We start from the raw sequence: 23,321 nt of genomic DNA, 5'->3' as shown, positions 1-23,321 counted from the left end.
AAAGGAGGGGGTGATTCAAATGTCCTTTGCATCCGAGACAAAGAAAGAATTAACAACAATTGAAATTAAGGATTGTTGTTCTAAATCTGAATTATCTTCATTAATTCGAATGAATGGTTCTTTATCATTTGCAAATCGCCAATTTATTGTAGATGTTGTAACTGAAAACGCTGCGATTGCCAGAAGAATATATGTATTAATTAAACGTGTTTACGATGTGGACGTTGAATTACTCGTTCGTAAAAAGATGCGTTTAAAAAAGAATAATGTGTACATTGTTCGCATTAAAGAAGAAGCTAAACACATTTTAAATGACCTGTATATTACAGGTGAAGGGTTTACATTTACGAATGAAATTGCGAAAGAATTAATTGAAAAGAAATGTTGTAAACGCTCATATTTAAGAGGGGCATTTTTAGCTGGAGGATCGGTAAATAATCCAGAGACATCTTCTTATCACTTAGAAATTTTTTCATTATACAAAGAACACACAGAAGCAATTTGTCGTTTGATGAATGAATTTGGTTTAAATGCAAAGACATTAGAACGTCGAAAAGGCTATATTACTTATTTAAAAGAAGCAGAAAAAATTACAGAGTTTTTAAATATTGTTGGTGCTCACTCGGCTTTATTACGATTTGAAGATATCCGAATTGTGAGAGATATGAGAAACAGTGTTAATCGTCTAGTTAATTGTGAAACTGCGAACTTAAATAAGACAATTAGTGCTGCTTTCCGCCAAATTGAAAATATTAGATATATTCAAAGCTCAGTTGGTTTAGATATTTTACCTCCTAAATTACGTGAAATTGCAGAACTACGTGTAGAGTACGAGGATGTAACCTTAAAAGAATTAGGTGAAATGGTATCAAGCGGATCAATTAGTAAATCAGGTATAAATCATCGACTAAGAAAAATAGATGAAATTGCTGATAAACTACGAGCTGGTGAGCCGATAAAAATAAAATAAAGAAGACAGGGAGGGACGTATTTTGTTAGAAAAACGAGGGAAAGTATTACTGGAAACTGGTATTCAAGCTCGTCCAGCAGCACAATTTGTACAAATCGCAACAAGATTTCGTTCAGAAGTATTGTTAGCATATAAAGGTAAGCAAGTTAACGTAAAAAGCATTATGGGCGTAATGAGTTTAGCTGTACCATTTGGTGAAGAAGTAGTCATTACTGTAACTGGCGACGATGAGATCGAAGCAATGCAAGAAGTGATTAAGTTTATTGGGGAAGAAGTATAATGTAGAAGGACATTCATATTGAATGTCCTTTTTAGGTTTCATAGAACCCTGGCTGAATTGTATAAACCACTTTGATATTAGCTACAATATGTAATTTGACTGAAGTAGGAGGAAAAATTTTTTTCTTGTAGAAGAATCTTAGAGTAGCTACTTATATTGAGTTCAAAAATTTACAAGCAATTCAAGAAGAAAAGGAGAGCTTCTCACTATGTATGAACCAAAAACGAAAGAAACGAATAATAGTGTCATTGAGTTTATTGAAGATGTTGAAAATCCTAAAAAACGTGAAGATGCATATAAATTATTAGATCTTTTTACTGAAGTAACAGGTTATGAAGCGAAGATGTGGGGACCAAGTATTATTGGATTTGGTGCATATCATTACAAATATAAAACCGGCCACGAAGGTGATGCGCCATTAGTTGCCTTTTCTCCACGTAAGGCTAAAGTTAGTTTATATTTTGCACCTGATGATCCGCATCGAGAGTCATTATTAAAGAATTTAGGTAAGCATACAACTGGGAAATCATGTGTGTACATAAACAAATTAGCTGATGTTGATGTTAATGTCTTGAGGTCTTTAATTGAGAATACAGTAAAGTTTATGAAGGAAAGCTATCCGGACAATAAGTAGTTCTTCTTACTTATTTAATACATAACTTTTCTTATATACGATGTAATGATTGTGAAGAAGGAGTGTTGAAATGAGTGATGTAAAAGTAATCGAAACCTTCAAAAACGCCCTTCAAAACTATTCTTTAGAGCAACTAAGATATATTTCAGCAGATGGGGTATGGTCAATTTGTCAAATGTATGACCATTTAATTCTTGTTGCACTAGAATACCTTGAAAAAGTGGAAGCATGTGCAATATCAAAGGAAGAGCAAAAGCTCGGGAAATCAGAGTTTGGTGAGAACTTGTTTAAGAATGGAGGATTTCCTCCAATTAAAATTAAGTTACCCAACGAGTTAAATGCTCCACCAAATAATTCAGATTGTAACGAAGTCCTTTTGAGTCGGCTAGAACAAGTTGAGAAAAAAATGCAATATTGGCAGTCTACTGTAGATCAAATAAATTCAAATTACAAGGTTAAACATGGTGGATTCGGCTGGCTCAATGCGAGGGAATGGTATGATTTGGTCGACATGCATTTCCGTCATCATCTACGTCAGAAGTCAGAATTAGAAGATAGAATTGCATTTCTGAGAAACTAACAAAAATCCCCCAAACTGTTCATTGGAGGATTCTTGTTTATAGATTGTTATTTTGTTGTTTAATTTCCTCGCCAGCTAAAATGATATTGGCCGTTTCAATGGTTCGATGTTCATTTACGGACTCTCCTGGTTCAAGATTGTTTAAATCCGCGGTGATCTTTTGTTGCTCCTCAAGATGAAGGGGCTTCTTTTTTTTGTCCATGCTGTTTAGACCTCCAAATTAAATTGAAATGTAAGAGACGATTCTCTAACGTTATTCTTAACGAATTTTCGAGCTTCATTCAAGTTTTAACAAATTGGAAAGTAACATGATGAAACAGCATAAAAAGAATAAAAAAAAACTAGCCGAAAAAAATCGACTAGTTTCTATTCTTATTACTTAATTGTTGCAGTGCTAGATATTACTTTATCAATTAAACCGTACTCTAACGCACGTTCAGATGTCATGAAGTTATCACGTTCTGTGTCACGCTCGATCGTTTCTAAAGGTTGACCAGTACGCTCTGCAAGAATACCGTTTAACTTATCACGTAAGAATAAGATACGTTTTGCAGCAATTTCAATTTCTGTTGCTTGACCTTGAGCTCCACCTAATGGTTGGTGAATCATTACTTCCGCATTTGGAAGAGCGAATCTTTTACCTTTTTCACCAGCAGCCAATAAGAATGCACCCATTGAAGCAGCCATACCAATACAGATAGTAGATACTTGTGGCTTAATAAAATTCATTGTGTCATAAATAGCCATACCAGCAGTAATACTTCCACCAGGACTATTTATGTAAAGTGAAATATCTTTGTCTGGATCTTCAGCAGCTAAGAATAAAAGCTGAGAGACAATCGAGTTAGCTACGTTATCATCTATTGCACTACCTAACATGATGATACGGTCTTTTAACAGACGAGAGTAAATATCATACGCACGCTCACCACGACTTGTTTGTTCAATAACTGTAGGAATTAAATTCATTTTTTCTCCTCCTTCTTAGAAACAAAAGATTGATTAATTCAATAATACCTTTAAGGTCAGAAAAGGTCAAATAAAAGAGATGCTACATTCAGTGTATTCTTTCGACTAAAAAATATTAACGACTTTAAAAAATATTCATTAAGTAATACTTCAACATCATTAACGACTTTTCCTATTTTTAAACGAAAGATTATGTAGTTTTTCTTATGATTAATTTATATTCTAAAGATTCGCTAATTTGAGTTGTGTTTTCTAGTTTTTCATAGATACTTTTAAATGCATTTTCTGCTTGCTGCTTGATTGGATTATGTATTGTAGTAATGTCTAAAACTCTGGACATTAAGTGATTATCAAAACCAACGACAGCCAAATCACGGGGGATATTGATACCTTTTCGTTTCGCCTCTGAAACAATACCAGCTGCTACGAAGTCATTGGCACAAATGATGGCATCAGGTCTATCTTTTAATTTACATAATTGATTTACGACTTCTTCACCATCAGCGGTAGAATACACTTCAGTAAAGGTATACTCTTTCCTAATTGGGATTTTATTGAGCTTTAATAGATCGTTATAGGCTTGAATTCTTCTAATTGTATTTAATCCATTCATTCTTCCAAAGGCATTTCCAATTTTTCGATAACCCTTTTGAATTAAATATTCCAATGCCATGTAATAACCGATATATTGGTCTAAATAAACAGAAGGGACAAAGTCTGAATCGACTCTTTCTAACGCAACAATCGGTCCATATTTACAATATCGTTCAATGTCACGCCATTCTGAAGCCCTAACAGTAATAACTAGAGCATCTATCTCTTTTCTCCGTAAAGCCTCCAATGCTTCTATTTCACCTGTTTTTTCATAACTTGTATTATACGTAATTGTTTTAAAACCATGTTCGTTTGCAATGGAAATAAAACTATTGATGTAAGGTAAGCTGATCTCATTAATTTCAGGGGTAATTATACCGATTAAAAAGTTTCTTCCTCTTTTTAATTTTACGGCATTTAAATTCGGGACGTAATCAAATTGTTCAATAATGTTTAGGACTCTTCTTTTTGTCTCTTCGTTCACGTGAGGATGGTTGTTTAATACACGAGAAACAGTGCTTGGTGATACATTTGATATTTTAGCAATCTCTTTTATATTTAACATTAACTCAATCTCCTAACATGAAAAACTGAATTACTCCTATTATTACTACATTATCATAAAAGTGGTTACGACTCTTGTTTGAAAATTTTAAATTTTTCTTTCGAAAGGGATTGACCTGAAATGCATTTCAGAAATTATGATATCGGTGTAAGCAGAATATAAAAATAAAAATCTAGTAGGAGGACATTAAGTATGCGTACTAATCAAACGAGATTTCCAGAGAATTTTCTTTGGGGTGGTGCAATAGCTGCTAATCAAGCTGAAGGTGCATATTTAGAAGGGGGAAAAGGATTAACTACAGTTGATTTACTTCCAATTGGGAAGGATCGCTTTTCACTGATGTTAGGAAATGTAGACTCATTGGAGTTAAAAGATGGGGTTTATTATCCCTCACATGAAGCAATTGATTTCTACCATCGATTTAAAGAGGATATTGCATTATTTGCAGAAATGGGATTTAAATGTTTACGACTTTCGATTGCATGGGCAAGGATTTTTCCAAACGGAGACGATTCAGCTCCAAATGAAGAGGGACTACAATTTTATGATCAAGTCTTTGATGAACTATTAAAATATAATATTGAACCAGTCGTTACCACATGTCATTTTGATGTGCCGATCAATCTTGTTGAGAAGTACGGCAGCTGGAAAAATAGAAAAATGATTGAGTTTTATGAGAACTATACAAAAACAATCTTTGAAAGATATAAAGAAAAGGTTAAGTACTGGATGACGTTTAATGAAATTAATATGTTATTACACGCCCCTTTTATCGGAGCTGGAATTGTAATTAAAGATGATGAGGAAAAAAAGCAGGTTCTTTACCAAGCGGCTCATCACCAGCTAGTAGCAAGTGCATTAGCAGTTAAGGCATGCCATGAGATTATTCCAAATGGACAGATTGGTTGTATGTTAGCGGCTGGCGCAACGTATCCTTATACTTGTCATCCAAATGACATATGGGAAGCAATCGATAAAGACCGCGAATCATATTTCTTCATTGATGTACAATCAAGGGGTGAATATCCAGGCTATGCAAAGAGGTACTTTAAAGAAAACAATTTACAAATTAGAATGGAAAAAGATGATGAAGAAATCCTAAAAAATCACACAGTTGATTATATCGGATTTAGTTATTATGCTAGTCGATGTGCTAGTACTGACCCTGAAGTGCTAAGTCAATTAGCTGAAGGTAATATATTCGCATCAATAAAAAATCCATATTTAAATGAATCAGAGTGGGGATGGCAAATTGATCCACAAGGATTACGAGTCACTTGTAATCAACTACATGACCGATACCAAAAACCATTATTTATAGTAGAAAACGGATTAGGAGCAAATGACGTTTTAAGTGATGAAGGTTCAATAAACGATGACTATCGCATTGAATACTTAAAATCACACTTTATCGAAATGGCAGAAGCCATAGAAGATGGAGTAGACATTCTTGGCTACACAAGCTGGGGACCAATCGACCTAGTTAGTGCAGGAACTGGAGAGATGAAAAAACGATACGGATATATTTACGTAGATAAAGACAATGAAGGTAACGGAACACTAAAAAGAATTAAGAAAAAAAGCTTCTACTGGTATCAAGATATCATTCAATCAAACGGTGAAAATTTATAATTTACAAAATTAAAAGTAGGTGCTTATGATCTTTTATCAATGCACCTACTTTTTTGCAGATTATACAAAAGTTTCCAAGCTAAAAAGCTTAAACCGTTGCGGTAAGAAACTTCAAACGATATAATTAATCTTAAGGCATAGCTAAGGGGATAAAGCACGTTCGATTAAGCTTCGAAGCAAAGCTACAGCACACCAGTCGAGCTGCTACTTGCGTAATCCTACTGAGACTGGGGTGACGGTTTTAAATTTGAGTAATTCACATTATACTATGCGTTCGTAGCTCAGGGGATAGAGCAACGGTTTCCGGTACCGTGTGTCGCAGGTTCGATTCCTGTCGAGCGCGCTAATTTTATGAAAACCACGTGAAATAGACATCTTGGTTGAATATTTGACTGAGATGACTAACACGTGGTTTTTTATTACGGTAAATTTTCAGTTAGCTAGCCTTGCCAAAAAAGTGACCACCTATAGTGTAAAAGACACTACATCAAATAAAATACAATACTGATCTGAAAAACTGTTATAATGAATCTTTCACAATATGTGTATTAAAATCGAATGTTTGAACATTCGTATATCAACACGAAATGAAATAGTCTAGTTTGGATAAAATTAAGTTATGAGAAATGATTAATTAGAATTATGAGGTGTATAAATGAGTAAAGCTAAAGGCAAGGGCGGAACAGGAAGAGGTACTGATAAGAAAGGTTGGAATCGTTGGCAAGCAAAGGCTAAGAAAAAAGCGAGTGCGAAACCTTATGTAAGTAAAGGTACTAAGAATAAAGGAACATCGAATTCAACTAGTAATTCATAATTTGTAGTTTATAAAAGATACTGTGTAATTTTAAGGTCTTCAAAATTTTGCATTTTATGTCATTGATTTAGATAGTATGGATAATTTACCAATTATGATTTTATTGCTTTCTGCATTTTATCATGTTATAGTTTTATTTGCGATGAGCTAATTTGAGTAAGTCGAGAGATATGCGTAAGCTAAACGCGCGAATGTGGTCGCCCGGTCTCTCGCCTCAAACGCATCAAGACGTCTGCTGCGGCAGGCGTCTTTCTTTTTGTTTCTTTTTTTGTATATAATAGTAAATATTACGATTGAAGGGAATGTTTGTGTGTTAACTATTAAAGAATACACTGTAGAAGAAATCAAAGATCCATTTGGAATTATCGAAGGTGACAGATATGAGTTTATCCTATTCATTGATGTGCCTGAGGATGATGAATTATACAATGAAAAAGGTATATACATAAAAGCGTTATTTGGTGTTAATGGCGAAGAATCTAAAGTAATTAAGTATGATTTATTGGAAGTTGAAACAAATCAATATTTAGACTTTGATTTAGAGGAAGATGAAGAAGTTGAATTAAAAGAATTTTGTAAAACACATTTAACTGTCGAAGATTAATTCATTTATGATTATTGTGTCAAAAGGAACACACTTAGTAGTCGAAACATGAAAAATGAGACGAAATCACAACACACTAAGTGAATTGTATTAACACAGTGTTTGGTGTATTACACACTGATAATATACTAGCCGAATCGATAAATATATTTCATAATTAAAACCTTGATTTTTCAAGGTTTTTTTATTTGTTAAAAAATAATAATGAGATTTTTTAGAAAATTGGCACAGTAATTGCAATATTAAAATTGATGAATCACTTGTTTTTGTAACGAATAAAATCTTTTGTCTTTATATGTAAAAATGTAAGCGTTACAAAAATAAGTAAATTTAAGTTTGGAGGTGGAGAATGAATATCTTATTGGTATGTTCCGCAGGGATGTCTACTAGCTTGCTTGTTACGAAAATGGAACAAGCAGCACAGGCGAAAGGAATTCAAGCTAAGATTTGGGCTGTTGCAGGTGATGCAGCAAAGGAAAATTTAGAAAAAGCAGATGTATTACTACTAGGACCTCAGGTTCGTTATCTTGCCTCAGAAATGAAGAAGCTAGCTGAACCTAAGGGAATACCAGTGGATGTTATTAACCCAGTTCATTATGGTCTTATGAACGGTGAAGCGGTATTGGAAATGGCATTAAATTTAAAGAAATAACGGGGCGTTTAAAAATTAAAGAGAAAAGAAGGTGTATTCAAGATGATGCGTTTTGCTGAAAAGTATATTATGCCGGCAGCGGCGAAGTTCGGAAACCAACGTCATTTATTAGCAATTCGTGATGCGTTAATTGGTATGATCGCAATCACGATGATTGGAGCATTTGCAACTCTGATCAATAACTTAGGCGGAGCTATTAAAGGTTACGACAATATGATGGAAGCAATTTTTGGTGCGAATTGGAAAACACTAGGTGGCGACATTTGGTGGGGAACATTTGCATTCATGACAGTATTTGCTGTTGTTGGTATTGCCCATAAGCTAGCACGTTCTTATGGTGATGAAGGTTTTGAAGCGATGTTAGTTGCTTTAGCATCTTACTTCGTATTAGTTCCTCAATCTTTAGCGGCAGTATCGGTTACGCTTGAAGGTGGAGAAACAGCAACTGGTGGTGCTTGGGGATTCATTAGCTGGAATTCATTAAATACTACCGCACTATTTACTGGTATCATTGTAGCGATTGTTGCGACTGAGATATTTGTTAGATTAGCAAAAGTAAAACAATTAGTAATTAAATTACCGGATGGTGTTCCGCCAGCGGTTTCTAAAGCATTCGCAAAATTATTACCAGGTATGTTAACAATTTTTATTGTAGCTTTAGTTGGATTATTATTTAGATTATATATTTCTGACGGCGTATTCTTTAATGAATGGTTAAATTCAGTACTTGTAAAACCATTAACAAATGCTGCAGATTCATTAGGCTTTGCAGTAGCAATCGCATTCTTTGTTCACTTCTTCTGGGCATTAGGTTTACACGGTCCAAATATTTTAGGTGGTATTACAACACCATTATTAACAGCATTAGGTAACCAAAATATCGATTTATACGCAAAAAATGTAACAGACTTAGATAAATATGCAGTATTAGCTGGCCCATTCTTAGATGCATTCGTTTATATGGGTGGATCTGGTACGACAATTGGATTACTGATCGCGATGTTTATTGTTAACCGTAGACGTAATAAACAAATGATCGCATTAGGTACTCCACCATCATTATTCAATATTAATGAACCAATCATTTTCGGATTACCAATCGTATTAAACCCAGTTTGGTTAATTCCATTTATTTTAACACCAATTTTATTAACAATTATTTCTTATTTAGCAGTTGCTTCACATTTAGTATACCCAGTTGTATCAACAATTCCTTGGGTAACTCCTCCGATTATTGGTGGTTATTTAGCAACAGGTGGTCATGTATCAGGTGCTGTTTTAGCAGCAGTAAACGTAGTTATTTCGATCATCGTTTATTTACCATTCGTTGTTGTAGCTGAGCGTATGGAAGTTAAAAAAGCAACAGAAACTTCTAATAATAACACATTAAATATTTAATAGATGTGAAGGGAAGAGTGCAAATGACTACTGACACGAATATAGAACAAATTGCATTCCAACTAATATTACATGCTGGAAACGCTAAAAGTTTATTAATGGAAGCAATGTACATTGCAAGAGAAGGAAAATTTAGTGAAGCACGCGAAAAGGTAACTGAAGCAAATGCCGAACTAAGAAAAGCTCATCATTCTCAAACGACTTTAATTCAAAGTGAGGCGAATGGGGAGAAATATCCTATTAATATTTTGCTTGTACATGCACAGGATCATTTAATGAACTGTTTAACAACTAGGGATTTAGTTGAAGAAATTATTTTTTTACATGAAAAAACTTCACATCTATAAATAAAAAAAGGTGGTATAGCATTGGGCTATACCACCTTTCTTATGTTAAAGTGTATAATTTAGTAAATTTAACTTTTTAATTTCATTTAAACAATAAAACACTACTTTATTTAGTGTGTTTTAAAAACGACACACTACTTATAGATATAACACACTAAAGATATATTTGTGAAATATCACAGTATTATGACAACACACTAATAATCATCGCTAAAATGACTTACTTGATTAATGGAATATTTTGAATGATGAACTACTGGTGTAATAGGCTTCTTTTAATATTTCCAAATAATAATTAGTTCTTTTAAAAGACTTGGCATGGTAATTGCAATATAAAAGAGTGTAAACACAAATTAAATAGTTTGTAGTCAGTTTATTATATTAGATGAATAATTTAATCTACTTTGTAAGCGCTACAAATAATATCAAATTTAGGAGGAATCGTAATGAATATTTTATTAGCTTGTTCTGCGGGAATGTCTACTAGTTTACTAGTAACAAAAATGGAAAATGCGGCAAAAGAAAAAGGTATTGAAGCAAAAATTTGGGCTGTTTCAGGAGATGCTGCAAAGGAAAATTTAGAAAAAGCAGATGTTCTTTTATTGGGTCCTCAAGTACGTTACTTAGCATCAGAAATGAAAAAGATTGCGGAACCAAAAGGAATTCCAGTAGATGTTATTAATCCAGTACATTATGGATTAATGAACGGAGAAGCTGTATTAGAATTAGCTCTAAGTCTAAAAAAATAATATTTGAATTATTAATTGAAAATAAAGGAGCTCTATGAAAATGATGAATTTTATAGAAAAGTATATTATGCCTACTGCTGGAAAAATTGGTAGCCAACGTCATTTATTAGCGATCCGTGATGCGTTAATCGGAATGATTGCAATAACAATGGTCGGTTCGTTTGCAGTATTAATAAACAATTTAGGTGGTGCTATTAAAGGCTACGATAAAATGATGGAAGCGGTTTTCGGAGTAAACTGGAAAACCTTAGGTGGAGACATTTGGTGGGGTACATTTGCATTCATGACTGTATTTGCAGTAGTGGGGATCGCAAATAAACTTGCCCGTTCGTACGGAGATGAAGGTTTCGAAGCAATGTTAGTTGCACTGGCTTCATACTTTGTATTAGTACCACAATCTTTAAGCGCAGTAACTGTAACGCTTGAAAATGGTGAAACAGCAACTGGTGGTGTATGGGGTCTAGTAAACTCTACTTATACTAACTCAACTGCATTATTTACAGGTATTATTGTAGCGATTGTAGCAACTGAAATATTTGTTCGTTTATCCAAAGTAAAACAATTAGTTATTAAATTACCTGATGGTGTTCCACCAGCAGTATCTAAGGCGTTCGCAAAATTGATTCCAGGTATGTTAACAATTTTCGTAATCGCTTTAGTAGGATTAGTATTCAGATTATACTTATCAGATGGAGTATACTTCAATGATTGGTTAAACTCTGTACTTGTTAAACCATTAACGAATGCAGCGGATTCATTACCATTCGCAATTGGTATCGCATTCTTCATTCACTTCTTCTGGGTGCTAGGATTACATGGACCAAACATTTTAGGTGGAATTACAACACCATTATTTACAGCATTAGGAAATGAAAACATCGACTTAGCTGCAAAAGGTGTACAAGATTGGGATAAATACAATGTTATGGCAGGACCATTCTTTGATGCATTCGTATTTTTAGGAGGATCTGGTGCAACACTGGGATTAATTATCTCAATGATATTAGTAAATAGAAAACGTAATAAACAAATGATAGCACTTGGTGGTGCGCCTGGTATTTTCCAAATTAACGAACCAGTACTTTTCGGTATGCCAATCGTATTAAATCCAATGTGGTTTATTCCATTTATCGGAACGCCAATTGTATTAACAATCACTTCATATTTATCGATTTCTTGGGGATTAGTACACCCTGTTACAACAAACATCCCTTGGGTTACACCGGCAATTGTTGGTGGTTGGTTATCAACTGGTGGTCACATTTCTGGTGCCATCCTAGCAGCTGCTAACTTAGTAATCTCGATATTAATTTATATTCCTTTTGTTGTAATGCAAGAGAGAATTGACATCAGAAAAATTAAAGAGGCATCGAATAATCAAAGTGCTTCAATGTAATAGATTGAGGGGGATACGAAATGAGTACTATAGTGAATGTTGAGCAAACAGCGTTTCAATTAATCTTACATGCTGGAAATGCCAAAAGTTCATTAATGGAAGCAATGCAAGCTGCTCGTGCAGGAAATTTAGATGAAGCACATAGTAAGATTGAAGAAGCAAAAGTAGAATTAAATCATGCACATCATGCTCAAACTTCGCTGATTCAGGGTGAAGCTCGCGGAGAGAAAGTAGAATTAAATATTCTATTGATTCACGCACAAGATCACTTGATGAATGCTTTGACAATGAGAGAGTTAGTAACTGAGATTATTCATCTACATGAAAAAATAAATAAAAAAATAATAGAATAATAATGAAAAAGAAAAGTAGTTAACCATATTGAACTAACTACTTTTCTTTTATAAAAGTTGTATAGAAAACTAGGTATTAATGCGATACAAAATAGTGTGTAAGGAGTGGGGACAATGAGTAATGGTATTAAAATTGTAACTATTGGTGGCGGTTCTAGTTATACTCCTGAGTTAGTTGAGGGGTTTATTAAGCGATATGATGAGCTACCTGTAAGAGAATTATGGTTAGTTGATATTGAAGCTGGAAAAGAAAAGCTTGAGATTGTTGGTAATCTGGCGAAACGCATGGTTGCAAAAGCAGGAGTACCAATGGAAATTCACTTAACTCTTGATCGCCGTGAAGCTTTAAAAGACGCTGATTTTGTTACTACTCAATTCCGTGTTGGTTTACTTGAGGCACGTATGAAAGACGAAAGAATTCCTCTAAAATATGGAGTAATCGGTCAAGAAACAAACGGTCCAGGTGGATTATTTAAAGCCCTTCGTACAATTCCAGTTATTTTAGATGTCGTAAAAGATATGGAAGAACTTTGTCCAAATGCTTGGTTAGTAAACTTTACAAATCCAACTGGTATCTTAACAGAAGCTATTTTACGATATACGAATTTCCGTAAAGTAGTTGGTTTATGTAATGTTCCAATTCATATTCATATGAATATTGCAAAAGGATTAGGTGTAGAGCCTGAACGTGTTCACATTGATTTCATGGGCTTAAATCACATGGTTTATGGAACAAAAGTATTATTAGATGGTGAAGATGTTACAAGTAGAGTAATTAGTGAATTCGCTCGTCCGACTGAAAGTATGACCATGCAAAATATAAAAGCAATGGATTGGAATCCTGACTTTATTGAAGCGTTAGGTGCAATCCCTTGTCCTTACCACCGTTACTATTATCAATCAAAAGTAATGCTAGAAGAAGAATTGGAAGCAGCGAAAAAAGACGGAACGCGTGCAGAAGTCGTTAAAAAATTAGAAGATGATTTATTTGAACTTTATAAAGATCCAAATTTAAATATTAAACCACCTCAATTAGAAAAACGTGGTGGAGCTTATTATAGTGATGCAGCATGTCGTTTAATTACATCTTTATATAACAATAAATGTGATATACAGCCAGTTAATACAATGAATAATGGTGCGATTGCTTCTATTCCTGATGATTGCGCGGTTGAAGTTAGTGCAGTTATAACGAAAGACGGCCCAAAACCTTTAACAATGGGTGATTTACCAGTCGCAGCTCGCGGATTAGTTCAACAGATTAAATCGTTTGAGCGAGTTGCAGCAGAAGCGGGCGTAACAGGAGACTACAAAACAGCATTACTTGCAATGTGCATTAATCCACTTGTTGGATCTGATAACTTAGCAAAACAAATTTTAGATGAGATGTTAGAAGCACATAAAGAACATTTACCACAGTTCTTTAAAAATGAAACAGTAACTGCTAATTAATAGGTAACACGATGTTTGCAAAAAAGGATGTAACTCATCTAGTAGAGTATCATCCTTTTTTTATCCTACGTACGGTAAAGGAGCAATCTTATGACGAAAATAATTGTTAATGCAGATGATTTTGGTTATTCAAAGGGAGTTAACTTAGGCATAATTGAGGCTCATGTAAATGGAATTGTGAATTCAGCAACTATGATGATGAATATGTATGCAGTAGAGCATGGCGTTGAATTAGCTAAAAAATATCCAACATTAGGACTTGGTGTTCATTTAGTACTAACTGCCGGAAAGCCTTTACTTGAGGATTTAGAAGGTATAGTAGATCAAAATGGGGTGTTCCTAAAACAAACATACTGGTATGGAAATCCAACAGAGGCAAGTGTTGATGAAGTTGAACAAGAATGGGACGCTCAAATTCAAAGATTCCAGTCTTTTGGGCTAACACCAACGCATCTTGATAGCCATCACCATGTACACATGATTCCTGTTCTTCAACCAGTTATTGCTAAATTGTCCCAAAAGTATGATTTGCCTGTTCGAATCTCAGAACAACATGCTATAGATGGAATCAAACCTTTTACGGATCAATTATTAACTGACTTTTACGGAAGTGACATTCCATTAGATTACTTTGAAACTATTACTGAACGAATTAAAAGTGGAGTGGGATCAGTCGAGGTTATGGTGCATCCAGCGTTAGTAGACAATCACTTGAAAAATGGTACATCCTATTGTTTTGAAAGATTAACTGAATTAGATATTTTAACAACTGCAAAACTTCCAAGTGAGATTGAATTAGTAAAGTTTTAAGATAAAGGCTCTATTAATGTTTAATGTTGAAATATTAACAAAATCATTTTTCTATATAATTGTTGTTTTTAAACCTGTGATTTATAAAGAAAATTAACGGTTTATTAAGAAGTTGATTGAAGCGGAAGGTGTGAGACTCCTGTGGGATTAGCGGGACAGGTGAGACCCCACAGGCGCGAAGCACCGAGGAGGATCATCGCACGCCCCACAAAAAAGCGAGCATCCTGGAGTGGAAATCAACAATCTTCTTTAACAGAGCCAAATAAAAAGCCACTTTTCTCTATCTTAATATAGAGTAAGTGGCTTTTTTCTAGTTGGTTATTGGGACTTCATTGCGTGAATAAAATTCTAGTAAATAACATATTTCATCATCTGGAATGATGATATCGCATGCTTCTTCAATTTGTTGAAGTATTTTTTTCATTTTTAAATAAAGCATATAGTGACTATTGATTTTATCTTCTTTGTTTTTAAATGGAGTTAGTGGTTCTTCGTTTTGAATGCGATTGATCATACAACTCATATGAAGAACGATTCCCATTAAATCTTCATTTTTAAAGAATCTACCTGTTTGTACTTGGATATCATTTAATGAACGTCGGATGACACTAATAACGTTCTTAGCATTTTTTAAAGAAATTGTATCTTGCAAGGTTTCAGCCATTTTTAAATATGTTTCCTCATAAGTGATTAACTCTTGTATCCGTTTAGTTGCTTTCATATTTAGGACATCCTGTAAGTGAAATGTATTATAAGGAACGTGAATATCAAAATTGGAAACAATACAAACAATATTCCGTTCTTTTGATATATCATTTAACATTTTCTGTAATTCTTCCTTATTTAAAAGGCTAATTGGCACAATTTCTATCATCTCTTTATCATAGAACAAGTTATTACTTAGTATATTTTTAATGGCGATAGCACTTCCTTGACCAGTCAAGCATGCAGTTAGAATAACAGAGCGGTAAAACTCAGTTGGTTTCTTCTTACTTGAATGTGCATTAATAAAGAAAGTAGTAAGATTACGAACATCTTGATAAAGTTCATCTAAACTATAACCTAAAGTAGCTTTTCTAGATGCTTCGATTACATGTGCAGTACTAACCATTTGAATGACACGAACTGGAATGGAACACTCTGCTTCTATAATGTCTCCGATATATGCCAATGAACCCATATCAATGCATAATAAAATGCCATTTAATTTACCTAATGATTTTATATACTCTTTAACTCTAACTAGAAAATCTTGAGGTGGTTCGCTTAATGGCATATCGATTCCAATGACTTCATCATTTTCTAATAACTCATTTGTAACAGATGCCATTTCTCTGGCGATTCCATTACCATGAGCAAGAACGATTACCTTTACGTTTGAATTTTGTTCCTTGAAGTCTTCATTTCCATATACGAAAAACATCGTAATAAAAGCAACTTCATCAAATGGGATAGAGACATTTGTATAATCTTCAATCATTTTTACACATTCAATTGAAATCGAAAATTCATTTTTATACTGATCACGAATTTGCGTTATATTTGGATGGTAAATCTTCTTGTTTGACTGAATACGTTGTAAGAGAGTTTGTATATGCAAACTAAATGCGACAAGAATTTTCTCGCTAAATTTTTTATTTAATTTATCTTCAGCCAATTTTAAAACTTTTTCAGTTAAAGTTACTATTTCTGGTTGCATGATTTTTTGAATGTTTTCTTTACTTGAGAGTTTACGATTAATTGAAGTTAAGTAGTGTGTAAAATAACTTTCAATATCGTTTTCCATTAGTAAAGATAGTTCATCTTGTGCGACTCCTCGCTGTTTTAATTCTTCATATTTCGTATCTATACGGTCATAAATTGTATCAGTATCATCCATTTGCGGATTACTAATCATGCCTTTTGTTGGTGAAAATTCAAAATGCTCGTTTAAAAGAGTAATTGAATGCTTCACTTTTTTCTCAATAAACAACCCTTCCTTCACATACCAATTTAAATCTGTACTGTAAATTCGGATTTTATCGTTTTGATTTGTAATAAAGTCTGCATACGCTTTCGCACACGCTAATTGAATATCAGCTTTTAATTGTCCAATATTGTTTTGGCATGGATAGAAAAGAAAAGAACGAATCGTATTTGCACTGACAACAATTTCTTTACCTAAACGAAGACTTTCCTCTGAGAAAAATCTTTTAATAAGCGTAAATCTTTCTTCATAAGTTCTGTCCCGTAAAGCTGGTAATTTAATGACCATCGGAATTCGACGAGTAAATGTAGATAATAAAGTTGAGCTTGGATCTTCGGTTGTAGCAGAAATGATGAGTACGTTTGATGTACGTTCGTTCTCAGTCTCTCCTAGTCGTCTATACAACTTATAGTCAATGAAAGTAAATAACATTTCTTGCCCTTCAGGTGTAAGACGATGAATCTCATCTAAAAATAAAATACCGTTATTTGCCTTTTCAAGTAATCCTTTTTGTTCTGTTGCTCCCGTGTATGCGCCTTTTCTTACCCCAAAAAGTTGACCTAATAAAAGCTGAGGATTATTTGCATAATCGGCACAGTTAAATATAATGAAAGGGGAATCCTGACTTAAAATATTGGATCGTATTGCAAACTCGTGCATTTTAGCTGCGAAAGCAGATTTACCTACTCCTGTTTCACCTAAAATTAAAGTATGCATTCCATTAGGCGGATATAGTATGGCTGACCTTGCTTTTTCAATTGCAGGTCTTAAACTAATATTCTCATCATAAAAATATTCGTGCTTATATTCAGAAGAAGGTTTCTCTCCTGGAACAGCAACCTGATGTTTTGCTTTTGAGTTCGTATTCAATTGGAGCTTAAATAAAACGGGTCTAGAATTTGTTTTGTCTAATAAACCCTCTTTTACTAATTTATTTAAATCACTGCTAACGTTTGCACGATCTAAATTTAACATTGTAGCAATTTCAATTGCAGTATAGCCTTGTGCATTACTTTGTTGGACAAAAACTTCATAAATTTGGTTTTTTCTATTCATATTAGCCCACCCGTAATTTGAAGTTGTATACTTTTACTATACAGGAAATAGTAAACGTTTTCACTATATTTTAATATTGAAACAATTCGTCAAGTACTATGAAAAAGTTAAATATCGAGTAAAATAGTCTTAAGGGAGTGAAGTAGTATGGAAATGAATTTAATGCAAAAACAATCATTAAAACTAGCTATGACCCAAGAACTGCGACAAGCCATTACAATGCTTCAGTATAATGCCCAAGAGCTAACTGATTTTTTATTTGAGCAATCGTTAGAAAATCCATTAATTGAAGTTGAAACTCCTTATAGCGATTATTCATCTACAAAAGTCAGTAAGCAAACTACTACTCACGATCATGGTATGGAATTGTATACTCGTAAGACAGAAAGTTTGCAGGAAGAACTAATTAGTCAATTGAATGAGTTGAAATTAGATCATGATGAATATCGGATTATAAAATATTTAATATATAACATAGATAAGAACGGTTTTTTAATGGAAACAGATGAAGAGCTTATTCATGAACTAGGGATTCCATATTCACAATTACAGATTTGTATTGAAATTCTACAAAAGTTTGAACCAGCCGGTGTTGGCGCTAGATCTGTAAAAGAGTGTTTATCCATTCAATTAAACGGACTTGATCGTGACACTTCAATTGCCAAACAAATTATAAATGAATACTTTGATATGTTTGTAAATAAAAATTGGAAAGAAATTGCGAAGAAGTTGAAAATGAGTTTAGGAGAATTACAAAAAGAAATTGATCTAATTCTCACATTACAACCTAGACCTGGATTGAATTACTATCAAGATCAAGTAAATTATGTAGCGCCTGATTTATCTGTCGAAAAAATTGGTGAAGAATTTGTTGTACTGATCAATGATAAAATTATGCCAAGGTTAAAAGTATTAAATGAGTATTCATCAATTTTAAACGGGCAACATGAAAAGGAAGTATCTGCCTATTTAAAGGATAAAAATACACAAGTGAATTGGTTAATGAAAAGTCTTGAAGAACGAAAATCAACAATGCTATCAGTAATGAATTGTATCCTTCATAAACAGTTAGCGTTTTTTGACAAAGGACCAGCATTTTTAAAAACATTAACTTTGAAAGAAATTGCTGAAGAGCTTTCACTACATGAATCAACAATAAGTCGTACTTGCAAAAATAAGTATGTACAAACACCTTTTGGATTATTTGAAATGAAACAATTTTTTCATCAAGGCGTAAGTGCCGATGGGGAAGAACTTGCTTCTACGAGTGTGCAAGTGTTTATTAAACAACTAGTTGATGAAGAAAATAAAGAAAAGCCTTTATCAGATCAAAAGTTAGTAGAACTATTATCACAAAAGCATGGCGTTGAGATTTCTAGACGAACAGTTGCTAAATATAGAGATATATTGAGGATACCTGGATCTTCCAAACGAAAGCGCTTTAGTTAAAAGGAGAACAATTGCATGGCAATCAAGTTAACATTTTTTACAAAAGAAAATTGCGGGTTATGTAATGAAGCAAAAGAAATAATTGAGTCGCTTAGATTAGAACATGAAATAGAAGTAACTGAAATAGATATCTATTCATATGATGAATTATTAGAGAAATATCAGTTGATGATTCCTGTCATTCAAATCAATGGCCAAACCATTGCTTATGGGAAAATTCATAAAAACGACATATTAAATGCCATTAAATAGGTGCTTATCTATTGAAAGAAATAGATAACCCTGTTACAATGTAAATGTAGCAGGGTTATTTCATTTCTGGAGTATATCTTGTATCGAAAAACAACGTTGAAAAACGCTGTAATTTTTTTATAACAAGTGGGACATAATACGTCATAGTGGGACCTATTCCGTCCATCAGAAATACTCTGCGAAAGAGGAGATGAAAATGAACCATATTTTAAAGCTACAACACAAATTGTTACCTGATCTAATTCCGGTTATTCAAAAAAGATTCCTGATCCTACAATACATTCGAATTATGCAACCGATTGGACGCAGAAACTTGTCCGTTAGCGTAGGGATAACAGAAAGAGTACTTAGATCAGAAGTTGCTCTTTTAAAGGAGCAGAGATTAATTAATGTTGCTTCCTCAGGTATGACATTAACGGAAGAAGGATTAAGCTTACTACTCGATTTAGAAGAACCAATGCGTGAACTATTTGGCTTGAAAAACATCGAAGACCAATTGAAGGATATGTTTAACCTAAAAGAAGTCATAGTTGTTTCAGGCGATAGTGATGAGTTGGCTTGGGTTAAAAAAGAGATGGGGCGTGCAACCGTTGGCTGTATAAACCAAAGGATAGATACAAATAATATTGTTGCTGTTACTGGTGGTTCCACTTTAGCTGCCGTAGCTGAAATGATGAATGCAGATTCAAAAGAACTTAATCCTTTATTTGTACCAGCTAGAGGCGGTTTAGGGGAAGAAGTACGAAATCAAGCAAATACAATTTGTGCAAAAATGGCCGAAATGGCTAAAGGTAATTATCGTTTATTACATTTACCAGATGAATTAAGTGAGGATGCATATCTCACAATGATGGAAGAACCGAAAGTAAAAGAGGTTTTAAATTTAATTCGTTCTTCATCAATCGTGATTCATGGTATCGGTGAAGCATTTACAATGGCGAAACGAAGGCAATCATCTTCTGAACAATTAGAAACCTTGATTGAATCCGAAGCTGTTGGAGAAGCGTTTGGATATTATTTTAATGAAAATGGAGAAGATGTCTACAAGGTGCGAACAATAGGTTTGCAGCTTGATGAATTAAAAAATATTCCATATGTATTGGCAGTGGCTGGAGGATCTTCAAAAGCGAAATCAATTGCTTCTTTCTTAAAGAAAGGGCACGTAAATATTCTCGTTACAGATGAAGGCGCAGCAAGAGAGTTAATTAAAGGAAGTACCCTTTAACTATAATAAAATTTAGATTCTACCTACTATAAGGAGGAAATTATAATGGCAACTAAAATTGGTATTAATGGATTTGGACGTATTGGACGTATGGTTTTCCGTGCAGCTTTAAATAACCCTAATGTAGAGGTTGTTGCAATTAATGACTTAACAGATGCTCAAACATTAGCACACTTATTAAAATATGATTCAGTACACGGTGGAGTTAACGCTGATGTAACTGTAAATGGTGATTCTATCGTTGTTAACGGTAACGAAATCAAAGTTATTGCTGAGCGTGACCCAGCAGTTTTACCTTGGAGCGATTACGGAGTAGAAGTAGTAGTTGAATCTACTGGACGTTTCACAGATAAAAAAGACGCTGAAAAACATTTAGGTGGATCAGTTAAAAAAGTAATTATCTCTGCACCAGCTTCTAACGAAGATATCACAATCGTTATGGGTGTAAACGAAGATAAGTATGATGCGGCTAGCCACAACGTACTTTCAAATGCTTCTTGTACAACTAACTGTTTAGCTCCTTTCGCTAAAGTATTAGACGAAAAATTTGGTATCAAACGTGGTATGATGACAACTGTTCACTCTTACACAAATGACCAACAAATCTTAGATTTACCACATAAAGATTTACGTCGTGCACGTGCTGCTGCAATGAGCATGATTCCTACAACAACTGGTGCTGCTAAAGCTGTATCATTAGTATTACCACAATTAAAAGGTAAATTAAACGGTGGAGCTGTTCGTGTTCCAACTGCTAACGTATCATTAGTTGACCTTGTTGTAGAATTAAATGCTGAAGTTACAGCTGAAGAAGTAAATGCTGCATTCAAAGCTGCTGCTGAAGGCGAATTAAAAGGTATCTTAGGATACTCTGAAGAGCCATTAGTATCAATCGATTATAACGGATGTTCTAACTCTTCAACTATCGATGCATTATCTACAATGACTATGGAAGGTAACATGGTTAAAATCCTTTCTTGGTACGATAACGAAACTGGTTACTCTACACGTGTAGTTGACTTAGTAGATTACATCGCTTCTAAAGGCCTATAATTTTAATAGAAAAATAAATACGAGGGCGAGGATATTCCTCCCCTCTTTTATATGAAATAAATCTTCTATAGGTCAATCACCCAACAAAAATGTAAAAAATACTCAAGAAATAAATTCCAACAATATACATAATCTGTTAAAATTGCGGTGACAATATCACAGAATAGAAGACGTATTTGTAGAAATATGAATAGTTTCGTCAGTTCTGAGAAGAAAAGTTTCAATATCTGATTGGCTTTTTTCCAATTCAATGGATAGTGGAATGAATATGAAAAACGTACTGGAGGCACCTAAAATGAACAAAAAGTCTTTACGTGACATTGATGTAAAGGGTAAACGCGTATTTTGCCGTGTAGATTTTAACGTACCAATGGCAAATGGTGAAGTAACAGATGAGACACGTATCCGTGCTGCACTTCCTACTATTCAATATTTAGTAGAAAACGGAGCAAAAGTAATTTTAGCTTCTCATTTAGGACGTCCAAAAGGGCAAGTAAATGAAGAATTACGCTTAAATGCTGTTGCAAAACGTTTAGGTGAAAAATTAGGTAAAGAAGTTCTTAAATCTGATGAAGCTTACGGACCAAAAGTTCAAGAAGAAATCAGCAAAATGAACGAAGGCGATGTTTTATTATTAGAAAACGTTCGTTTCTATCCAGGTGAAGAGAAGAATGATGAAGTTCTAGCTAAAGAATTTGCTGCACTTGCTGATGTATATGTAAATGATGCATTTGGTGCTGCTCACCGTGCACATGCTACAACAGCTGGAATCGCTAAACATATCCCAGCAGTAGCTGGTTTCCTTATGGAAAAAGAAATCAATGTATTAGGTAAGGCACTTTCAAACCCAGAACGTCCTTTCACTGCAATCATTGGTGGAGCAAAAGTTCGCGATAAAATAGGTGTAATTGAAAACTTATTAGAAAAAGTAGATCACTTAATTATCGGTGGAGGCCTTGCTTACACATTCTTAAAAGCAAAAGGATTTGAAATTGGTAAATCACTTTTAGAAGAAGATAAAATTGACTTAGCAAATGAATTTATGCAAAAAGCAGAAGCAAAAGGCGTTAAATTCCATATGCCAATTGATGTAGTAATTGCTGATAAATTCGGTGAAGATGCTAACACAAAAGTTGTTGATATCGATCAAATTCCTGCGGACTGGGAAGCTCTTGATATTGGACCAAAAACAACAGCTCTTTATGCTGATGTCATCAAAAATTCTAAATTAGTTATTTGGAATGGACCAATGGGAGTATTTGAAATCGATAAATTTGCTCAAGGTACGAAAGGTGTTGCTCAAGCATTAGCAGACTCTGACGCTTACTCTATCATTGGTGGAGGAGATTCAGCTGCAGCTGCAGAAAAATTTGGTTTAGCAGATCAAATGAGCCATATTTCTACTGGCGGCGGTGCTTCATTGGAGTTTATGGAAGGTAAAGAACTTCCAGGTGTAGCACTTTTAAATGATAAATAAGATCACAAGAATAGAATTATTTTAGAATATAGAGTAAGATAGAA

At 33.9% G+C, this 23,321-nt stretch carries 24 protein-coding genes and 1 tRNA gene; 21 read left to right on the top strand and 4 right to left on the bottom strand.

Annotation, left to right across the window (positions count from 1 at the left end; translation table 11 throughout):
* The first annotated feature begins 19 nt into the window (after positions 1–19).
* The 4 genes from whiA (at position 20) to CAB05_RS14020 (ending at position 2,464) form a co-directional block, all read left to right on the top strand.
* Positions 20–970 (top strand): DNA-binding protein WhiA, encoded by a 951-nt coding sequence (gene whiA, locus CAB05_RS14035; RefSeq protein ID WP_088000800.1) that lies wholly within the window; start codon positions 20–22, stop codon positions 968–970.
* Between the two features lie 22 nt (positions 971–992).
* Complete coding sequence (locus tag CAB05_RS14030) at positions 993–1,250, top strand: HPr family phosphocarrier protein (protein WP_088000798.1); 258 nt, start codon at positions 993–995, stop codon at positions 1,248–1,250.
* Between the two features lie 208 nt (positions 1,251–1,458).
* The gene (locus CAB05_RS14025; RefSeq protein WP_088000796.1) at positions 1,459–1,884 is read left to right on the top strand and encodes a DUF1801 domain-containing protein; all 426 of its coding nucleotides are present in this window, start codon (positions 1,459–1,461) and stop codon (positions 1,882–1,884) included.
* A 70-nt stretch (positions 1,885–1,954) separates the two neighbouring features.
* Complete coding sequence (locus CAB05_RS14020; RefSeq protein ID WP_088000794.1) at positions 1,955–2,464, top strand: DinB family protein; 510 nt, start codon at positions 1,955–1,957, stop codon at positions 2,462–2,464.
* 37 nt (positions 2,465–2,501) lie between these two features.
* On the opposite strand, the gene CAB05_RS22160 is transcribed toward CAB05_RS14020, so the two are convergent.
* From CAB05_RS22160 to CAB05_RS14010, 3 genes are all read right to left on the bottom strand, one after another.
* The gene (locus tag CAB05_RS22160; RefSeq protein WP_158093275.1) at positions 2,502–2,666 is read right to left on the bottom strand and encodes a hypothetical protein; all 165 of its coding nucleotides are present in this window, start codon (positions 2,664–2,666) and stop codon (positions 2,502–2,504) included.
* A gap of 173 nt (positions 2,667–2,839) precedes the next feature.
* Positions 2,840–3,433 carry an ATP-dependent Clp endopeptidase proteolytic subunit ClpP gene (clpP, locus tag CAB05_RS14015; RefSeq protein ID WP_088000792.1) on the bottom strand — a complete coding sequence of 198 codons (594 nt, stop codon included), beginning with the start codon at positions 3,431–3,433 and terminating at the stop codon, positions 2,840–2,842.
* 190 nt (positions 3,434–3,623) lie between these two features.
* Positions 3,624–4,592 (bottom strand): LacI family DNA-binding transcriptional regulator, encoded by a 969-nt coding sequence (locus tag CAB05_RS14010; protein WP_088000790.1) that lies wholly within the window; start codon positions 4,590–4,592, stop codon positions 3,624–3,626.
* A 192-nt stretch (positions 4,593–4,784) separates the two neighbouring features.
* Here CAB05_RS14010 and CAB05_RS14005 point away from each other — a divergent pair, with 192 nt between their 5' ends.
* From CAB05_RS14005 to chbG, 12 genes are all read left to right on the top strand, one after another.
* On the top strand, positions 4,785–6,224 hold the full coding sequence (locus CAB05_RS14005) for a 6-phospho-beta-glucosidase (protein WP_088000788.1): 1,440 nt from the start codon (positions 4,785–4,787) through the stop codon (positions 6,222–6,224).
* 270 nt (positions 6,225–6,494) lie between these two features.
* A tRNA-Arg gene (locus CAB05_RS14000) sits at positions 6,495–6,567 on the top strand.
* Positions 6,568–6,879: 312 nt separating this feature from the next.
* Complete coding sequence (locus CAB05_RS13995; RefSeq protein WP_088000786.1) at positions 6,880–7,038, top strand: DUF3934 family protein; 159 nt, start codon at positions 6,880–6,882, stop codon at positions 7,036–7,038.
* A gap of 310 nt (positions 7,039–7,348) precedes the next feature.
* Positions 7,349–7,642, top strand: coding sequence for a DUF6509 family protein (locus tag CAB05_RS13990; RefSeq protein ID WP_088000784.1), 294 nt, complete (start codon positions 7,349–7,351; stop codon positions 7,640–7,642).
* A 349-nt stretch (positions 7,643–7,991) separates the two neighbouring features.
* Complete coding sequence (locus CAB05_RS13985; RefSeq protein WP_088000782.1) at positions 7,992–8,294, top strand: PTS sugar transporter subunit IIB; 303 nt, start codon at positions 7,992–7,994, stop codon at positions 8,292–8,294.
* A 42-nt stretch (positions 8,295–8,336) separates the two neighbouring features.
* The gene (locus CAB05_RS13980) at positions 8,337–9,692 is read left to right on the top strand and encodes a PTS sugar transporter subunit IIC (protein WP_088000779.1); all 1,356 of its coding nucleotides are present in this window, start codon (positions 8,337–8,339) and stop codon (positions 9,690–9,692) included.
* Positions 9,693–9,715: 23 nt separating this feature from the next.
* The gene (locus CAB05_RS13975; RefSeq protein WP_088000777.1) at positions 9,716–10,039 is read left to right on the top strand and encodes a PTS lactose/cellobiose transporter subunit IIA; all 324 of its coding nucleotides are present in this window, start codon (positions 9,716–9,718) and stop codon (positions 10,037–10,039) included.
* Between the two features lie 446 nt (positions 10,040–10,485).
* Positions 10,486–10,788: a PTS sugar transporter subunit IIB gene (locus CAB05_RS13970; protein WP_088000775.1), complete on the top strand. Its 303-nt coding sequence runs from the start codon at positions 10,486–10,488 to the stop codon at positions 10,786–10,788.
* Between the two features lie 40 nt (positions 10,789–10,828).
* A complete protein-coding gene (locus CAB05_RS13965) occupies positions 10,829–12,184 on the top strand; it encodes a PTS sugar transporter subunit IIC (protein WP_088000773.1) in 1,356 nt (451 codons plus the stop codon).
* A gap of 20 nt (positions 12,185–12,204) precedes the next feature.
* The gene (locus CAB05_RS13960; protein ID WP_088000771.1) at positions 12,205–12,537 is read left to right on the top strand and encodes a PTS lactose/cellobiose transporter subunit IIA; all 333 of its coding nucleotides are present in this window, start codon (positions 12,205–12,207) and stop codon (positions 12,535–12,537) included.
* 114 nt (positions 12,538–12,651) lie between these two features.
* Positions 12,652–13,989, top strand: a complete 1,338-nt coding sequence (locus CAB05_RS13955) for a 6-phospho-beta-glucosidase (RefSeq protein ID WP_088000769.1) — start codon at positions 12,652–12,654, stop codon at positions 13,987–13,989.
* A 90-nt stretch (positions 13,990–14,079) separates the two neighbouring features.
* Positions 14,080–14,799, top strand: a complete 720-nt coding sequence (gene chbG / locus CAB05_RS13950; protein WP_088000767.1) for a chitin disaccharide deacetylase — start codon at positions 14,080–14,082, stop codon at positions 14,797–14,799.
* A gap of 310 nt (positions 14,800–15,109) precedes the next feature.
* On the opposite strand, the gene CAB05_RS13945 is transcribed toward chbG, so the two are convergent.
* Positions 15,110–17,821, bottom strand: coding sequence for a sigma-54-dependent transcriptional regulator (locus CAB05_RS13945; RefSeq protein WP_088000765.1), 2,712 nt, complete (start codon positions 17,819–17,821; stop codon positions 15,110–15,112).
* 147 nt (positions 17,822–17,968) lie between these two features.
* Here CAB05_RS13945 and rpoN point away from each other — a divergent pair, with 147 nt between their 5' ends.
* From rpoN to CAB05_RS13920, 5 genes are all read left to right on the top strand, one after another.
* Positions 17,969–19,270 carry an RNA polymerase factor sigma-54 gene (gene rpoN / locus CAB05_RS13940; RefSeq protein WP_088000762.1) on the top strand — a complete coding sequence of 434 codons (1,302 nt, stop codon included), beginning with the start codon at positions 17,969–17,971 and terminating at the stop codon, positions 19,268–19,270.
* Positions 19,271–19,285: 15 nt separating this feature from the next.
* Positions 19,286–19,522 (top strand): glutaredoxin family protein, encoded by a 237-nt coding sequence (locus CAB05_RS13935; protein ID WP_235821498.1) that lies wholly within the window; start codon positions 19,286–19,288, stop codon positions 19,520–19,522.
* Positions 19,523–19,718: 196 nt separating this feature from the next.
* Positions 19,719–20,747 (top strand): sugar-binding transcriptional regulator, encoded by a 1,029-nt coding sequence (locus CAB05_RS13930; RefSeq protein ID WP_088000760.1) that lies wholly within the window; start codon positions 19,719–19,721, stop codon positions 20,745–20,747.
* 45 nt (positions 20,748–20,792) lie between these two features.
* Positions 20,793–21,800, top strand: a complete 1,008-nt coding sequence (gene gap / locus CAB05_RS13925) for a type I glyceraldehyde-3-phosphate dehydrogenase (protein ID WP_088000757.1) — start codon at positions 20,793–20,795, stop codon at positions 21,798–21,800.
* 295 nt (positions 21,801–22,095) lie between these two features.
* Positions 22,096–23,277: a phosphoglycerate kinase gene (locus CAB05_RS13920; RefSeq protein WP_088000755.1), complete on the top strand. Its 1,182-nt coding sequence runs from the start codon at positions 22,096–22,098 to the stop codon at positions 23,275–23,277.
* Positions 23,278–23,321: the final 44 nt, after the last annotated feature.

The sequence above is a fragment of the Gottfriedia solisilvae genome, from assembly GCF_002128405.1.
Lineage (GTDB): Bacteria > Bacillota > Bacilli > Bacillales > Bacillaceae_G > Gottfriedia > Gottfriedia solisilvae.
This window is presented reverse-complemented; position numbering and strand designations above follow the sequence as displayed.

Bases quoted from the DNA above. Each gene is read 5' to 3' on its own strand.
- gap (WP_088000757.1), top strand. From the start codon at position 20,793: ATGGCAACTAAAATTGGTATTAATGGATTTGGACGTATTGGACGTATG.
- chbG (WP_088000767.1), top strand. From the start codon at position 14,080: ATGACGAAAATAATTGTTAATGCAGATGATTTTGGTTATTCAAAGGGA.
- CAB05_RS13965 (WP_088000773.1), top strand. From the start codon at position 10,829: ATGATGAATTTTATAGAAAAGTATATTATGCCTACTGCTGGAAAAATT.
- CAB05_RS13945 (WP_088000765.1), bottom strand. From the start codon at position 17,821: ATGAATAGAAAAAACCAAATTTATGAAGTTTTTGTCCAACAAAGTAAT.
- CAB05_RS13975 (WP_088000777.1), top strand. From the start codon at position 9,716: ATGACTACTGACACGAATATAGAACAAATTGCATTCCAACTAATATTA.
- CAB05_RS13980 (WP_088000779.1), top strand. From the start codon at position 8,337: ATGATGCGTTTTGCTGAAAAGTATATTATGCCGGCAGCGGCGAAGTTC.
- CAB05_RS13960 (WP_088000771.1), top strand. From the start codon at position 12,205: ATGAGTACTATAGTGAATGTTGAGCAAACAGCGTTTCAATTAATCTTA.
- CAB05_RS13970 (WP_088000775.1), top strand. From the start codon at position 10,486: ATGAATATTTTATTAGCTTGTTCTGCGGGAATGTCTACTAGTTTACTA.
- CAB05_RS13920 (WP_088000755.1), top strand. From the start codon at position 22,096: ATGAACAAAAAGTCTTTACGTGACATTGATGTAAAGGGTAAACGCGTA.
- CAB05_RS14020 (WP_088000794.1), top strand. From the start codon at position 1,955: ATGAGTGATGTAAAAGTAATCGAAACCTTCAAAAACGCCCTTCAAAAC.
- clpP (WP_088000792.1), bottom strand. From the start codon at position 3,433: ATGAATTTAATTCCTACAGTTATTGAACAAACAAGTCGTGGTGAGCGT.
- rpoN (WP_088000762.1), top strand. From the start codon at position 17,969: ATGGAAATGAATTTAATGCAAAAACAATCATTAAAACTAGCTATGACC.
- CAB05_RS14010 (WP_088000790.1), bottom strand. From the start codon at position 4,592: ATGTTAAATATAAAAGAGATTGCTAAAATATCAAATGTATCACCAAGC.
- CAB05_RS13930 (WP_088000760.1), top strand. From the start codon at position 19,719: ATGAACCATATTTTAAAGCTACAACACAAATTGTTACCTGATCTAATT.
- CAB05_RS13955 (WP_088000769.1), top strand. From the start codon at position 12,652: ATGAGTAATGGTATTAAAATTGTAACTATTGGTGGCGGTTCTAGTTAT.
- whiA (WP_088000800.1), top strand. From the start codon at position 20: ATGTCCTTTGCATCCGAGACAAAGAAAGAATTAACAACAATTGAAATT.
- CAB05_RS14005 (WP_088000788.1), top strand. From the start codon at position 4,785: ATGCGTACTAATCAAACGAGATTTCCAGAGAATTTTCTTTGGGGTGGT.
- CAB05_RS13935 (WP_235821498.1), top strand. From the start codon at position 19,286: ATGGCAATCAAGTTAACATTTTTTACAAAAGAAAATTGCGGGTTATGT.
- CAB05_RS14025 (WP_088000796.1), top strand. From the start codon at position 1,459: ATGTATGAACCAAAAACGAAAGAAACGAATAATAGTGTCATTGAGTTT.
- CAB05_RS13985 (WP_088000782.1), top strand. From the start codon at position 7,992: ATGAATATCTTATTGGTATGTTCCGCAGGGATGTCTACTAGCTTGCTT.
- CAB05_RS22160 (WP_158093275.1), bottom strand. From the start codon at position 2,666: ATGGACAAAAAAAAGAAGCCCCTTCATCTTGAGGAGCAACAAAAGATC.
- CAB05_RS13995 (WP_088000786.1), top strand. From the start codon at position 6,880: ATGAGTAAAGCTAAAGGCAAGGGCGGAACAGGAAGAGGTACTGATAAG.